18 protein-coding genes are annotated in these 14,464 nt (G+C 66.2%); 8 read left to right on the plus strand and 10 right to left on the minus strand.

The annotated features are described in order from the left end of the window. Positions 1-4: 4 nt before the first annotated feature. The 3 genes from AB431_RS15270 to AB431_RS15280 are packed head-to-tail and all read right to left on the minus strand — an operon-like array spanning position 5 to position 2,991. On the minus strand, positions 5-1,315 hold the full coding sequence (locus AB431_RS15270) for a DUF1214 domain-containing protein (RefSeq protein ID WP_047330641.1): 1,311 nt from the start codon (positions 1,313-1,315) through the stop codon (positions 5-7). After that, a complete protein-coding gene (locus AB431_RS15275; RefSeq protein WP_047330642.1) occupies positions 1,305-2,468 on the minus strand; it encodes a sulfotransferase in 1,164 nt (387 codons plus the stop codon). Before AB431_RS15275 ends, AB431_RS15270 begins: the two co-directional genes overlap by 11 nt. Before the next feature lie 55 nt (positions 2,469-2,523). Then, entirely contained in the window at positions 2,524-2,991 is a 468-nt protein-coding gene (locus AB431_RS15280; protein WP_235435675.1) for a MarR family winged helix-turn-helix transcriptional regulator, read from the minus strand. A gap of 85 nt (positions 2,992-3,076) precedes the next feature. Here AB431_RS15280 and AB431_RS15285 point away from each other — a divergent pair, with 85 nt between their 5' ends. Beyond that, positions 3,077-3,940, plus strand: coding sequence for a DMT family transporter (locus AB431_RS15285; protein WP_047330643.1), 864 nt, complete (start codon positions 3,077-3,079; stop codon positions 3,938-3,940). 1 nt (position 3,941) lies between these two features. Here the strand turns inward: AB431_RS15285 and AB431_RS15290 are convergent, their stop codons facing one another. Further along, the gene (locus AB431_RS15290) at positions 3,942-5,378 is read right to left on the minus strand and encodes an MFS transporter (protein ID WP_047330644.1); all 1,437 of its coding nucleotides are present in this window, start codon (positions 5,376-5,378) and stop codon (positions 3,942-3,944) included. Between the two features lie 79 nt (positions 5,379-5,457). On the opposite strand from AB431_RS15290, the gene AB431_RS15295 reads away from it, so the two are divergent. Further along, positions 5,458-6,270, plus strand: a complete 813-nt coding sequence (locus AB431_RS15295; protein ID WP_047330645.1) for an acyl-CoA thioesterase domain-containing protein — start codon at positions 5,458-5,460, stop codon at positions 6,268-6,270. 1 nt (position 6,271) lies between these two features. Here the strand turns inward: AB431_RS15295 and AB431_RS15300 are convergent, their stop codons facing one another. Further along, a complete protein-coding gene (locus tag AB431_RS15300) occupies positions 6,272-7,399 on the minus strand; it encodes a P1 family peptidase (protein WP_047330646.1) in 1,128 nt (375 codons plus the stop codon). Between the two features lie 328 nt (positions 7,400-7,727). Here AB431_RS15300 and AB431_RS15305 point away from each other — a divergent pair, with 328 nt between their 5' ends. The 5 genes from AB431_RS15305 to AB431_RS15325 are packed head-to-tail and all read left to right on the plus strand — an operon-like array spanning position 7,728 to position 11,215. Next, entirely contained in the window at positions 7,728-8,576 is an 849-nt protein-coding gene (locus AB431_RS15305; RefSeq protein ID WP_047330647.1) for a sulfurtransferase, read from the plus strand. Positions 8,577-8,578: 2 nt separating this feature from the next. Next, a complete protein-coding gene (locus AB431_RS15310) occupies positions 8,579-8,815 on the plus strand; it encodes a hypothetical protein (protein ID WP_047330648.1) in 237 nt (78 codons plus the stop codon). Positions 8,816-8,817: 2 nt separating this feature from the next. Then, positions 8,818-9,582 (plus strand): potassium channel family protein, encoded by a 765-nt coding sequence (locus tag AB431_RS15315; protein WP_369803068.1) that lies wholly within the window; start codon positions 8,818-8,820, stop codon positions 9,580-9,582. Beyond that, the gene (locus AB431_RS15320) at positions 9,579-10,775 is read left to right on the plus strand and encodes a thiolase family protein (RefSeq protein WP_047330649.1); all 1,197 of its coding nucleotides are present in this window, start codon (positions 9,579-9,581) and stop codon (positions 10,773-10,775) included. The genes AB431_RS15315 and AB431_RS15320 overlap by 4 nt, the downstream gene beginning before the upstream one ends. Continuing rightward, entirely contained in the window at positions 10,772-11,215 is a 444-nt protein-coding gene (locus AB431_RS15325; RefSeq protein WP_047330650.1) for a Zn-ribbon domain-containing OB-fold protein, read from the plus strand. The genes AB431_RS15320 and AB431_RS15325 overlap by 4 nt, the downstream gene beginning before the upstream one ends. 37 nt (positions 11,216-11,252) lie before the next feature. Here the strand turns inward: AB431_RS15325 and AB431_RS15330 are convergent, their stop codons facing one another. Next, positions 11,253-11,438: a hypothetical protein gene (locus tag AB431_RS15330; RefSeq protein WP_047330651.1), complete on the minus strand. Its 186-nt coding sequence runs from the start codon at positions 11,436-11,438 to the stop codon at positions 11,253-11,255. 172 nt (positions 11,439-11,610) lie between these two features. Here AB431_RS15330 and AB431_RS15335 point away from each other — a divergent pair, with 172 nt between their 5' ends. Beyond that, positions 11,611-12,012 carry a DUF1801 domain-containing protein gene (locus AB431_RS15335; RefSeq protein ID WP_047330652.1) on the plus strand — a complete coding sequence of 134 codons (402 nt, stop codon included), beginning with the start codon at positions 11,611-11,613 and terminating at the stop codon, positions 12,010-12,012. A gap of 47 nt (positions 12,013-12,059) precedes the next feature. On the opposite strand, the gene AB431_RS15340 is transcribed toward AB431_RS15335, so the two are convergent. The 4 genes from AB431_RS15340 to AB431_RS15355 are packed head-to-tail and all read right to left on the minus strand — an operon-like array spanning position 12,060 to position 14,444. Further along, on the minus strand, positions 12,060-12,338 hold the full coding sequence (locus tag AB431_RS15340) for a cytochrome C oxidase subunit IV family protein (RefSeq protein ID WP_047330653.1): 279 nt from the start codon (positions 12,336-12,338) through the stop codon (positions 12,060-12,062). Positions 12,339-12,340: 2 nt separating this feature from the next. Then, the gene (locus AB431_RS15345) at positions 12,341-12,922 is read right to left on the minus strand and encodes a cytochrome c oxidase subunit 3 family protein (protein ID WP_047333454.1); all 582 of its coding nucleotides are present in this window, start codon (positions 12,920-12,922) and stop codon (positions 12,341-12,343) included. Positions 12,923-12,951: 29 nt separating this feature from the next. Then, a complete protein-coding gene (locus AB431_RS15350) occupies positions 12,952-13,743 on the minus strand; it encodes a hypothetical protein (protein ID WP_047330654.1) in 792 nt (263 codons plus the stop codon). Next, positions 13,740-14,444: a hypothetical protein gene (locus AB431_RS15355; protein WP_047330655.1), complete on the minus strand. Its 705-nt coding sequence runs from the start codon at positions 14,442-14,444 to the stop codon at positions 13,740-13,742. The genes AB431_RS15350 and AB431_RS15355 overlap by 4 nt, the downstream gene beginning before the upstream one ends. Positions 14,445-14,464: the final 20 nt, after the last annotated feature.

Genomic DNA, 14,464 nt, shown 5'->3' on the forward strand with positions numbered 1-14,464 from the left:
CGGCTCAGTACTGGCGATACCGGCGCTGGACGTGCGCCTGCCGGATCGCGATCTGCGCGGCACGGTCCTCCGGCGAAACCTCACGCGTGGTGTCCGGGACGAGAGCGCGCACATCGGTCAATGGCACTGTGCTGACCGAGATGGCGGGGAGCTTCTCAGGATCTTGCGCGTAGGTCCACCGGAAACTGAGGAAGCCCTTCTGCAGGCCGGTGGTGTCCAGCCAGTTCGGCACACCGGGATCGGTGGCGGCGATGACATAGCGGACGATGCCGTCTTCGTCCGGTTCGGCCTGAAACCCGTTGAGGCTGGATTGGTGATTGGCGTAGTCCAGCGACTCACCCCACAGGTTGCTGAGATGGAATCCGCTGTAGGCGGGTTCGATGGGGACGCTGGTCTCGATCAACAGCGCCTCGTCCGGCTCCAAGTCGAACACGCCGCCGGAGTAGACGTTGGTGTTCTGGCCACCGCCGGTGGCCAGGTTGGCGCGGGCCGGCGCATTCAATCCGTTGCGCGGCATGAACGTCGCCCCGTCACCGTTGCGGTCGCCGTGCGCCTCCAGAATGACGTCATAGAACTCGTTCCAGAACTTCATCTGGTTCTCGACGATCGCACCGGCTCGTCGCATTCGTCCCGCGGCACCTGAGGCGTCGATCGGCGCGGGATGTCGTCCCTGTTGGCCGATCTGCTCAATGTGGAGATCCGGGCAGACCTCGTTGGCCCAGTCGTGGAAAAGCATCCGGACGATGAGGTATTGCGCTGTCCCGGAGCCGTTGTCGGTGTCGCGGTGGCTGGGCAGGAAGTTGCCGGCGAACCCGGTGGGGAGTTCGGGGCCGACGAGGATCTCGAAGTGGCCGTCGTCGTCGATCCTCAACTCGCTGCTGTCCAACGACCCGGTGATCATGCGATGCGCGGGGCTGAGCTCGATCAGGCTGCCCGAGTCGCCGGCGTAGGCGGTGTGGGTCTCGAAGATCATGTATTGCGGCGCTTTTGCGAGCACCCGTCCGCTGACGCGATAGGTCTGCTCGCCGTCGACGGCCGCGGAGAGGTACAGCGCGTCGGCGTTGTCGATGGTGGCCTTGTCGACGGGCTGGATAGCGCGCCGGAAGTAGGGGAAGTTCGGGTCTTCGAAGAACGCGCGCTCGATGGCCGCGAACGTGAACCCAAGCAGATAGCGATACCCCTCGGCCAGCCCGCGATCGCTCGGCGGGGGAGCGTGCAGATTCTCGGAGTCGACGGCGTCGCGGGCCCGCCCCAGGGCGGCGGTCAGGTCGTCCCAGGCGGCACGCAACTCGGCTGCGCCGTGGTCAGTTGACACCTGCGTGCTCTCCTACTTCTCCTTCGTCGGACCAGCCGAACTGGTCGAAAAGGGTTGCGAGGCGGACGTGGATCGCCTCTGGGTCGAGGCCGAACTCTTCAAGACTGTAGCGGTGGGTGGTTTCGTGGCCTTGGCCGCGGGAGGCGCTGACGGCGGCTGCCACGTCGGGTAGCAGATCGAGGTCGAGCTCGTTGTAGACGCGGTGCATGGTGGTTGCCGGGTCACCGACGAGACTGCGGTAATCGATGACGCAGGAGCGGATCTCGGGGTGGCGGCCCAGGACGTCGAGCGGGTGACAGTAGGAATCAAAGGACTGGTCGGCCAGAATTCGCAGCGATTCCAGGATCAGCCGTTCGTCGCGGCCCTGCAGCTCCCAGGTCGTTTGCAGCATTTTGAGCAGGCTCGGGATGGTTTCATACGGATTGCGCATCAGCACAATGAACTTCGCGTCGGGAAAGGTCTCGATGAGCGCCTCGACCCGCCCGCAGAATGTCGGGTTCTTACTCAGATGGGTCCGGCCGCCGTTGAGGGCGACTTGGCGTCGTACGCATTCGGAGTAGAACGACATCAGGCGGTGGCGCTTTCGTTCGCTCCACCGGTCGACGTGGTAGAAGTCCAGTTCGCCCAGATAGGGGAACAGCACGATCCAGAAGCCGGACGCCAAGGACCAGGTCAGTAGGAAGTCGTCTTCCTCCGCGGCGAAGAAACCGGTGCGATGCATGTCATTGGTCTCGGCGAAGGCGCGTTCTTCGATCGCATCGATCCTGTGCCGCAGGCGCTTTCCGAACAGCACCTCGTCGGCGCGGAACAGCAACCGCAACAGTCGCTTCTCGAGCAGCGACGGGAAGAACATCTCATACATCAGCACCACGCTGAACTGCTCGTCGCGGGCCAGCAGGCGATGCAGATAGGTGGTCCCGCTGCGGGCATGCCCAACGCAGAAGACCGGTTCGCGAACCTCCGTGCGCCGCAACGAGGGGAACAGCAGCGGATCCAGCGCGAAGCAGACGGCGTGGAGCGCGGACATCAGGGGAACGCCGATCAGGAACGCGGCAAGCAGCTTTCGGCGGCGGTCTTTGTCCGGCTCGGCGCGCACCAGTCGCAGCATCGTGAGGTAATTGCCCACGTCGAAATAGAACCGCGCCCCGGCCATGATCGAAGGCTAGAAGCGAAAGATTGACAAAGTCAAGTAATTCTTTCCGCGCAATTCAGTCGTCGATCGGAGTGGCGAGAGAGTCGGCGACGAACCGGGTCAAGAACCGATCGAACTGATCGAGGTCGTCTTCCGTCCAGTCCACGAGTGCGCGCTGGAGGTGCCCGATTCGGACACCGAGCAGCTTGCCGGCAACGCGCCGCCCCTGCGGGGTGACCGCAACGAGCGCGACCCGCAGGTCCGCCGGATCCGGTTTGCGGGTCACCAGTCCCGCGTCGACCAGCGAGGTGACCTGCCGCGTCGCCATCCCCATGTCCATGTGGGCACTGCGCGCCAGGGCTCCCATCGCGAGCGGGCCGTTGTCGATCAGGGCGCGTAGCAGCGCATACGACGGTTGGGTCAGGCCGACGCCGGCTGCGCTGGCCTGCCGGGCGAACAGGGACCGGCTGCTGGTCAGGCGCACGACCTGAGCCAGCGTTCGGCTGATCGAGTCGAGCGACTCGTCCTTCGGCGAAGAAGTCACAGCGCGTCCGTTCCTCATCAGGGTCAGCAACGTTGATACCAGCCCGGTGCCGGATTGGCGCGACGGGTGTCGTTGAATGCGAACCATGACCGCACATCCGGCCCGCGTGGGTGCTGCCCTGGCGGTGGGCGCGATGGTGTGCGTCCAGCTCGGGCTTGCGGTGGCGATCGGACTGATCGGCCGGATCGGGGCCGAGGGCGCCGCGTGGCTGCGGGTGGCCTGGGCCGGGGTGCTGCTGCTGGTGGTGCGCCCGCGGCCCTCTGCATTCACCCGCGCCACATTCGGGATCTGCGTGCTGCTCGGTGTCGTGACTGCGCTGACCACCATGTTGTTCATGGCCGCGCTGGCGCGCATTCCGATGGGGACGGCCAGCGCCCTGGAGTTTCTCGGACCACTGGCCGTCGCGGTCATCAGCGGCCGCGGGCGAGGCCGCTGGGTGTGGCCGGCGCTGGCCGCAGTCGGCGTCGCGGCGCTGACGCAGCCGGTGCAGGGTGCAATCGACGTGGTGGGGGTGGGGTTCGCGCTGGGTGCTGCCGTCTGCTGGGCGGCGTACATCCTGCTGACTCAGCGTGTCGGCGATCGAGTAAGCGGGCTGCAGGGTCTCGGGGTGTCCATGCCGGTGGCCGCCGTCACCATCACCGCGGCAGTCGGCTGGGCGGTGCTGCCCCGGATGACGCCGGACCTGATTCTCATTGGCCTCGGCCTGGCCGTATTGCTGCCGATCGCGCCATTCGTCCTCGAGTTGCTGGCATTGCGCCGCCTGAACACCGCGGCGTTCGGGACGCTGATGAGCCTGGAGCCCGCGCTGGCGCTGTTGATCGGGTTCGTCGTCGTGCACCAGGTTCCCACGTCGTGGGCGATCCTCGGTGTCGGCTTCGTCGTGGCCGCCGGGATCGGGGCGGCCCGCTCCGGCAGCCGCGACGGCCCGGCCCCCATTCAGCTCGGGTAGCTCAGCCCCACTCGTGGTTCATCGCGCGCGACTCGGTGACGTCGTCGATCGAGACAAGAGGCCGCAGCCGCGAGCGAGTGATCGCGATCAGCAGCATCGCTGCCGCCGCGGTGATCGCACCGAGGGCGAAGATGACGGTGAAGCTGCTCTCCGGGATGTGGCCATGTTGCGACCGGCCCAGCAGCACCGCGACGATCGCGGCGGCGATGGAGCTGCCGACCGTTCGTGCGATCGCGTTCATGCTTGTGGCGACGCCGGTTTCGTCGGCGTCGACCTCGCGCACGACCAGGGCGGGCAGCGCGCCGTAGGCCAGACTGATGTAGGCGTTGGCCAGCACCCCGGCCATGATCACCTGCCATGGCTCGTCGTGCAGCACTGCCAGCAGAACGAAACCGAGGACACCGGCGCCGGCGCCGATCATCAGGACCACGCGAGCGCCGAAGCGGTCGATGTAGCGTCCGCTGGCCACGGCGGTCACGAAACCGGCGAGCGCACCGGGCAACAGGAACACGACGCTGGCGCCCAGCACCGTCGCACCGAAGCCGTAGCCGCTGTCCATCGGTGCCTCGACGAAGTCGGTGAGACCCAGGAACGCGAAATACAAACCCATCCCGACCAGGATCGTCGCGAGATTGGTCAACAGGATCGGCCGTCTCGACAGCATCACCGTCGACACCAGCGGGCGGGCGCTGCGGCGTTCCCACCACCACCAGGCGGTCAGCACCGCCAGCCCGGCGGCCAGACATCCGATCGTGGCCGGCGAAGCCCAGCCCCAGCCATGCCCCTGGGTGATCGCCAGGAGCACCGCCGACAGACCCAGGGCAAGCCCGGCCGCCCCGGCCCAGTCGACCGTCCCCTCCGAGGTGCGGGAGCGGGTCGGCAGTACCGCGAGCACCGCGACGATCACCAGCACGGTGAACACCGTTGTCAGCCAGAACACCCGGTGATACCCGGCGTCGCCGCGCATCAGCAGACCGGTGACCACCAGGCCCATGCCGCCGCCGAACCCCAGGGACCCGGACAGCACGGCCATGGCACGCATGAGCCGGTCGGCGGGCAACTCCTCACGCAGGATCGACACCCCGATCGGGTACAGCGAGTACGACGCGCCCTGCAACACCCGCGCGGTGATCAGCAGTGGAAGCGACGACGTCAGCGCGGCCAGCAAGGAGCCGATGAGCACGACCGCGAGGACGGCGAGCAGCACCCGCTTCTTGCTGTACAGATCGGCCAGCCGCCCGATGAGGGGAGTGGTGGCGGCGGCCGCCAGCAGATTCGCCGTCACCGCCCAACTGACATCGACCGGCGAGGCATGCAACTGCCGTGCCATCACGCCGAGGACCGGCACCACACCGGTCTGCAGCACCGCCACGGTCAGGGCGACGACGCTCAGGGTGGCGACGAGCAATCCCGGCCTGCGATAGCCGATGCCGCGCATCTCGAGGGCTGACACCCGTTGATTATGTCGTCTAAACACCGGCCGCCCGACACCGGAGGGGCTGTGCGAGGATGCCCGGATGGCCACCCGACCGGCGCATTTCATATCCGATCCCGACGGCATGTTCCATCCGACGGAGAACGCCCGAAGTCGCTGGGGCGACGACATGCTCAACGGGCCCGCGGTAGTCAGCCTGGCGGCGTTCAATCTGGAGCAGCGGTTCGGGCTGCCCGAGTTCCTGCCGGCGCGCCTCACCGTCGACCTGTTCAAGGCGGCGCGGCGAGTGCCGACGACGGTCCGCTCGCGGCTGATTCGCGACGGTCGCCGGATCCGCAATTCGGAGTGCGACGTCATCCAGGGTGACGTGATTGTCGCGCGGGCGACCCTGGTGCAGTATCGGTTCTCCGAACCACCGCCCGGCGAGGAATGGTTCGCTGACGCCGTTTTCACCCCGCCCTCGAACGGCGAGCAGCATGCCTTTTTCATCGGCAGCGACGACGTCGGTTGGATCGCCGACGGAGCAGCCCACCAGAACGCGTCGCGCAAACGCGTCTACCACAGCCCGATCGACGTGGTCGCCGGTCACGACATCACGCCGTTCGTCCGCACTGTCGTCGTCGCCGAGGCGACCAGCCTGGTGAGCAACCTCGGTACCAAGGGCATCGGCTACATCAACGGTGATCTCACGGTCGCGCTGTCCCGGCTGCCACGGTCGGAACACATTGGCGTGCAGGGTGATTCGCATTGGGTATCGGACGGTATCTCGGTCGGTACCGGGACGCTGTTCGACGATGCGGGCCCGTTCGGGACCGGTCTGGTCACTGCGATCGCCAATCCGGCGGCTCAGATCGACTTCAGCGCGCCGGGTTCGATACCGAAATTGAGCGTCTGAGTCACAGCAGCGCGCGCAGTTGATCGTGCGGTAGTGCCGGGGAGCGGTGTCCCGCACGGCCCACCATGTCGGCGTTGACCACCAACGCATTGAGCACGGCCTCCTCGACGCTGTGTACGACAGCCGCGTAGAGGTCGTCCATGCGGCCCCACGGCAGGAACCTCACGTGACCGAACTCGTCATCGGCAACCGGGCCGATGGGGAACCGGCTGGCAAGATCCGGTGCGTCAGCCGTGGAGAAAGCCAGGAAGATATCGCCGGAGAAGTGGCTGCCGGTGGTGCCGGTGCGGGCCAGCCCCAGCGGTACCCGCCGGGCGAGTGCCTTGCACTGCCCGGGTAGCAGCGGCGCGTCTGTCGCGATCACCGCGATCACCGAACCCGCGCCGGGCGGCGGCCGGTTGAGATCACGCTCGAACCAGTCGCCGTCCAAGGGGTTCTCGACGTCCAGGTGGGGCCCGATGTGACGCCCGGCCACGGTGAGCTCCCGGCGCGCACCAAAATTCGCCTGGACGAACGCGCTCACCGTGAAGGTATGGCTCGCGTAGCGGACCAGCCGGGACGCGGTTCCATTGCCGCCCTTGAACTCATAACAGTTCATCCCGGTACCGCCGCCGACTGAGCCCTCCGGCACCGGGCCCCCGGTGGCTGTGTCCAGGGCCGCTTCGGCATGCTCGGGTCGCACGTGCCCACCGTTGATGTCATTGAGGTAGCCGTCCCAGGTTTCAGCGCACACCGGCAAAAGCCACTGCCGCGCCAGGACCGGGTCGACCCGGTTGACCCAGGAGATCACGCCCGTATGGCAGGCCCCGACCGCATGCGTATTCGACAGCAGCACAGGAAGATTGAACGCACCGGACTCCTCGATCCAGGTCGTGCCGGTCATCTCGCCGTTGCCGTTGAGCGAAAACCATCCGGCCGCGCAGGGCTGGCCGAGTCCGGACCGGCCGCGTGGCAGGATCGCCGTCACACCGGTCCGGACCGCGTCGCCGGCCACCAGAGTCGCGACTCCGACCTCGACGCCGGGCACGTCGGTGATCGCGTTGAGTGGGCCGGGGTCGCCGGGAAGGGAAACGCCGAGGCCGCGGACGCGCGGCCGGCCGTCGGCGGTCAATGCCGCAGGAGACGTCATCCGGCCGACCCTACCGTCGGCCGCGGCGCGGCGAAGTCCCGAAAAGACCACGGGCGCCGGGGAAGGCTTTGACACCTTCCCCAGCGCCGCCCGGTACTCGCACCACACCCCCCAAAGCGGTGGTGCGAGCCATCAGGCGATTCCGGCGCCCCCGGCGGAATCCGTGTTTCGACTGATGCTGTAGCAAAGTTAGCGGGCCGATATCGACGCGCGCACGCGTAGTGCACTACTCGATTTCAGGTTCTTCTCAGGTTGATCACCTGGTGCCGGCTTGGACGGATGCGCCGGGCATGATCATCGGTGCCGGCTGACGACGAACGGAGACTCGATGACGGGGCGCGCTGACGTGCTGATCACCGCTGCAGCGTTGGTCGACCGCTTGGCGGCCGGTGAACCGGTGACCGTGTTGGATGTGCGCTGGACCTTGAGTGAACCAGATGGGCGGGAGCGCTACCTGCAGGGGCACGTGCCCGGTGCGGTGTACGTCTCGTTGGACGACGAGCTGACCGACCACAGGGTGACGGGCCGCGGGCGGCATCCGCTGCCGTCGGGGTCGGCGGTGCAGGCCGCCGCGCGCCGCTGGGGTGTCCGCGACGGGTGCCCGGTCGTCGTCTACGACGATTGGAACCGGGCGGGCTCGGCGCGGGCCTGGTGGGTGCTGACGGCGGCGGGCGTAGCGGACGTGCGCATCCTCGACGGTGGCTGGTCGGCATGGAAGGCAGCGGGTGGACCGGTGGAAACCGATTCGGTGGATCCCGCACCGGGCGACGTCACGGTGGCATACGAGGACCTTTACGCCGGCGCCTTACCCACGCTGACCGCCGATGAGGTCAGCAACGGGCCGCTGCTCGACGCCCGCGCGCCGGAGCGGTTCCGTGGCGAGGTGGAACCCGTCGACCCGGTGGCCGGGCACATCCCCGGGGCGCGCAACCTGCCGAGCACGATGCTGCTCAGCGAGCAGGAGACTTTTCTCGATGGCACCGCCCTGGCTGGGCTGCTGACCGAGCGCGGCATCGAGCCCGGAGAGCCGATCGGTGTGTACTGCGGGTCGGGGATCACCGCCGCGGTGGCCGTCGCGGCGTTGACTGCGGCGGGGCGGGACACGGCGCTGTTCCCGGGGTCCTGGTCGCAATGGAGCTCCGATCCGGACCGGCCCGTCGCCCGCGGTGAGCAGTGACGATGGAAACGTTCCTGGTGTACCTCAAGATTCAGGCGATGTGCTTCGTGTTCGGCATCGTGGGGCCGATCTTTCTGATCGTGTACTTCGCTGTGCAACCCGACCCGACGGTCCGGTGGATGTACTACTGGGGGCTGGTGATCACCGCGATCGACATCCTGATCGCGCTGGGAGTCACCGACCAGACCATGCGGGCCCGGCAGGTTCCGCGCAAGCAGGAGGAGGCCTCCGGATCGTGACGATCGTTGATCGTGAGATAGCCGACGAGACAACGGATTACGCCTCGCGGCAGCAGCGGTGGGAGGGGCTGGCAGAGTGGCCGCTGGCGGCATGCGCCGGGGTCTTTCTCGCGCTGTTCTCGGTCAAGGTGCTGGCTCAACCACACGGCTTGAGCGCGCACATCATCCACGGGCTGCTGTTCGTGCTCTACCTGCCCTTCCTCCTCGACTATGTCGCGCGTCTGGTCCTGGCCGAACATCGGACGCGGTGGTTCGTCCGCCACCTGCTCGATCTTGTGATCGTGGTGTTGCCGCTGATGGGTCCGCTACTCCTGCTGCGACTCGTCGCGCTCGTCGGTGCCCTGCAGCGTGCGGTCGGCGACGCGATCCGGGGCCGCGTGGTGGCGTATACCGCATTCAGTGCGGTCCTCCTGGTTTACGCGGCATCGCTGGCAGTGCTGCAAGTTGAACGACCTGTGGCCGGAGCCAACATCAAGAGCTTCGGTGATGCCGTGTGGTGGTCAGTCACCACGATCACCACCGTCGGTTACGGCGACCTGTATCCGGTGACCGTCCTGGGGCGGGTCGTCGCCGCACTGCTCATGATCGGTGGGATCAGCATGGTCGGTGCGATCACTGCCACCATCGCAAGCTGGATCGTGCAGCGGGTCGCGGCGGAGGACAGCGCGCAGCAAGCCGCCACCGTCGCCCACATCGAGAGCCTGCAAGCCGAGGTGTCGCGGCTCGCGGACCTCGTTGCCGCGCAGACCGAGGGCAGTCGCCGGTGACACGCGGGCCGTTCGACGGCAAGGCCGTCATCACCGGAGCCGGCAAGTCGCAGGTCGGGCGCCGCCTGGGCCGCACCGGACTGGAACTGACCGTCGAAGCGGTGTTGCGGGCGATCGCCGACGCCGGGCTGGATGTCGACGAGGTCGACGGCATTGCCAGCTATCCGGGCGCGGTAGCCGGTAACCCGGGCTTCTCCGGTGCCAACGTCACCGAAGTGCGTACCGCCCTGGGGCTGCGCAGCAGGTGGTACATGTCCGGGCTGGAGACCGCGGGGCAGATCGGACCGGTGATCGAAGCCTGCATGGCCGTCACCCTCGGGCTGGCCAACCATGTGGTGGTGTTCCGGTCGGTATGGGAGTCGACGGCGGCGCAGCAAGCCGGTGGGGGGCACGCCTCGGTGTTGCTCGGCGGTGGCGGAAAGTTGCCGCCGCAGATGGAGTGGACCGCGCCGTTCGGCGCGCTGTCGGCGGCCAACTGGCTGGCGATGCCTGCCCAGCGGTACATGCACGACTTCGGGCTCACCCGTGAGCAACTCGGCGCGATCGCGCTGAACGCCCGTCGTAACGCGGGTCGCAACCCTGACGCCGTCTACCGCGACCCACTGACGATGGAGGACTATTTGTCCGCGCGGATGATCTCGGAACCGTTGTGCCTGTACGACTGCGATGTTCCCTGCGACGGCGCCACCGCGGTCATCGTCTCCCGCAGGGACGCCAGCGGCGGATTGCCCCGCCGGCCGCTGACCGTCGAATCCGTCGGCCCGGGCATGTTCGAAAGACCAACGTGGGAACAGCGTTTCGACCTGACTACGATGGCCGCCCACGACTCGGCCGCCACGTTGTGGGAGCACACCGAGCTGCGACCGGGTGACGTCGACATGGCCCAGTTGTACGACGGCTTCAGCTTCCTGACCGTCATGTGGTTGGAGGCACTCGGATTCTGCGAGCACGGGCGGGTCGGTGAATTCATCGAGGGCGGTGGGCGGATCGCCCTTGACGGCGAGTTACCGCTGAACACCAGCGGCGGCCAGCTGTCGGGCGGACGCCTGCACGGTATGGGTTTCCTGCACGAGGCCTGCGTGCAGCTGTGGGAGGAGGGCGGCGAACGTCAGGCGCCACGCACCCCGGAGGTCGTCGCGGTCGGTGTCGGCGGCGGACCCGTCGCGGGTTCGATGTTGGTGAGCAGCCGATGAGCTATCAACGGCCGGATCTGCGGCTCGCGCCCAGTCCCACCCCCGAATCCGAGGCGTTCTGGACCGGGGGACGCGACGGAAACCTACTGATCAGCCGCTGCCGCGCCTGCGGACACTTCTTTCACCCGCCCGGACCCGCGTGCTGGCGCTGCCGCAGCACCGATGTCGCACCGGAGAAGGTGTCCGGGCGGGGGACCGTGGCGGCGTTCAGCGTCGACCGGCAGCCATGGATTCCCGGATTCGAGCCGCCCTACATCGTGGCTATGGTGGAAATTGCCGAGGAGCCCGGCGTTCGGCTGATCACCAATGTCGTGGACATCGAGCCGGCGGACATGCGCATCGGGCTCGAGGTGGAAGTGTTCTTCGAAGACTGGACCGGGCTGTCAGGCGGGGAAGACACCCGGGTGTGGATACCGTTGTTCCGGCCCGCTGCTCATTGACCGGCTCAGCTCCCGTTGCCAGGCAACGGGATTAAGATCAGTCGCGAGTCCAGACGGAGATGTAGCCGATCGGGATCCCGGTGCGGGTGGCGATGCACTCGCGGGCGGCCAATTCGACCTTGTCCCGTGTCGTCGCCTCGGTCGCATCGTTGATCTCCGGAATGCGGATCAGCCACCGATTGCTTTCGAACCGAATGTCGATTTCGAAGCACTGGCCGGCCATCGGCCGAAGGACGTGATGGGTGCGAAGACTACGTTGCGGACGGGTGGAGAAGCCGCGCGTTCTGTAATGAGTAGGCATCTTCATGCTTTCCGAAACGATTCTGGGCCGCGGGAAAAGATACTCTCTGTGACCCGGAATACAAAATCGCGGTGCCGATGACCATGATGGAGATATGGCTGACGACAACCTCACCGCTTCGCAGCGGATCGATGCCCGAATCGCCGAGTTCGATGATTGGCGCGGCGAGACGCTGGCGCAGATCCGTGCCGTGATCAAACGTGCCGATCCGGACGTGGTGGAGGAGTGGAAGTGGCGCGGTGTGCCGGTGTGGTCACATGCCGGAATGATCTGCACGGGTGAGACATACAAGACGGCGGTCAAGATGACGTTCGCCAAAGGCGCGTCGCTGCCGGATCCGTCGAACCTGTTCAATTCCAGTCTGGAGGGGAACACCCGCCGCGCCATCGATTTTCACGAGGGCGACGCCATCGAGGAAGAAGCCCTTGCGGCCCTCATTGCGTCTGCGGTTGAACTGAACCTGTCGTCGAAGTCGCGGTCGGGTAAACGCGGGTAGCCGAGCGCCGAAGTCGACCTCGTTCGAGTTGTGGCGGACCGACGCCGCTAGACACCGGCGAAGTACACGCCGAGCATCGCCGCGAAGACCACGACCACCCATCCGCTGGTGATGGCCTTCAGCCACGCCGGCGCGCGACGGACTTCCATGAAGTGCCAGATCACCAACTGCGCCTTCACCGCCGCGATCAGAAGGACCACGGTGGTGACCGTCGAATTGAGCTGGTGGGCGGCTCCGCCATCGCGGGAGACCAACCATGACACGACCGTGACCGCGGTGAGCAGCGCCCAGACGAAGGTCAGCGGATTACGGATCACCGATGTCATCGTTACCTCATCAAGTAGAACGCGGCGAACAGGACCAACCACAAGACGTCGACCATGTGCCAGTACGTGGCACCGGTCTCGACGAATGAGATCTTCGGCCTAGCAGCTGTTTTCAGATTGCGGATCACGAAGCACAGGATGATGAGGCCCAGCAGAACGTGACACAGGTGCAGACCGGTCATCACGAAGTAGAACATGAAGAACAGGTTGGTCCCGGGCGTGATACCTGCGGTGATCTCGGGGACCCATTCGAACACCTTCAACACCGGAAAGGCGGCGCCGAGCGTCAGCGCAACGACGAAGCGGCGCAGTGCATCCGGTGCATTGCCTGCGCGCGCCGCGGTGGTACCCAGGACTACAAAAAGTGAACTGGTCAGCAGCACAACGGTGTTGACCGCGCCGATGTCCACGTTGAGCCGAGCCTGGCTCTGCAGGAAGAGATCGGGACTCTGGCCGCGGAAATAAATGTAGCCGACGAAGTAGATGCCGAAGATCAGCAGATCACCGATGACGAAGAACCACATGCTCGGGTCACCGGGCACATGCCCACGCGCGGCGTCGACGTCTCGCTGGGAGCCGCTCAGGTCGTCGGCACGGTTCTGCGCAACATTGGTCACGCGGTCGCCCCGGTGCGGGTATCGACCGGGCTGGTGTGCAACTCGGCCGTGTCCAGCTCTGCGTCCGGTTGCCTCTTGATCGACCGGTAGATACAGGTGTAGACGACGAGTTGCCAGGAGACGTACAGCACCATCGTGAACCAGAAGGTCATCAGGCCGTTCCACGCGAAGGGCCCCGACTTGTTGATCCAGACCGGGGCGGCCATCAGCTCTGTCATGTATTGCCAGACGGTGTAGTAGCCCAGCCACTTCGGCAGGACGTTGTTCTTGTCGAGGAGGATGGCAAGACCGAACGCCATCCACATCACGCAGAAACAGCCGAGGGATCCGATGAAAGCCAGGTATCCGAAGTCGTAGAGCATCGACATCACGGCCGGGCTGTAGCCGGGGCGGAATGCGCCAAGGCCGAAGCAGAACATCGGGAACAGCATGCCGACGATCGCACCGGTGATGGCGCCCATCATCAACGTGTAGCGGAACGCGGGACTGACCGACATCCGCTTGATCTGCATCAGATAGACCGCATTCGACACCGGCGCGAGCCCATAGGACAGCGTCAGAAGGACACAGGCGACGAGCAGGTTGTGCGACTGCATGAACGCGACGATGTCCGGCGTGGTCGCGCTCGGCGACCTCGGCGGCATCATCCAGCTCAGCGGGACGAACACCAATCCGAAGACGTTGAAGAAGAACGGCACGCTCCAGAAGGTGATCCATTGGTCGAGCTTGCGGTTCCTGCGTCGCGACGGGGCGCGCCCGGCCGGGGGAGCCGTGGACAGGCCGGTCATGCCAACACTTCCCGCTCACTGCCCTGGTTGTTCACCGCACGCAGGAGAACCAAGAACATCACCACGATGTAGACCGCGAATGTCACCAGGCGCAAGGTGAAGGACAGAGCGCCGTTCCACGCCAGTGGACCGGTCTTGACCAGGATCGAGAACGCGCTCGGAGCAAGCAGCAGGACGGTCGCGACGTTGAAATGCGCCGCCCAGCGCGGAAAGATCGGGTCCGGTCGCTCGTCGAGATACACGCTCAGGGCGAAACACAGGTTCTGCACGATGATGGTGCCGACCGGCGCGATGAAGAAGAACCACGCCATGTCGTTGAGCAGGCTGACAAGCTCGGGATCGCGGTCGGGCCGGAAAGCGGCCATGCCCCAGCAGTAGTCGGCCAAGATGAAGGCGGTCGTTCCGACGCCGACGCAGATGATGTAGGCGTAGGTCAACACCACGCTCGAAGTTGCGACACGGGAGATCTGGACCGCGGTCACCGCGAAGAGTGGGATCAGCGAACCGGCGATGAGGTTGCACAGGATCGCGACGCCGAGGACACCGGTGGCATTGTCGCGGAAGAACGCCGCCACTTCGTCGGGCGACAGCGTCGGGGAGAGCGGCGGGGAGAAGACCGGAAACAACAGATAGGCCAGCGCCAGCAGGGCCGCCGCCGGCGGAGCGGTCCACAACAGAATGCGCTGGCCCTTGGTGTTCATCGAGCTTTTTGTAGCACGCT

The sequence above is a fragment of the Mycobacterium sp. EPa45 genome (genome assembly GCF_001021385.1).
In the GTDB taxonomy this organism is placed as follows: Bacteria; Actinomycetota; Actinomycetes; order Mycobacteriales; family Mycobacteriaceae; genus Mycobacterium.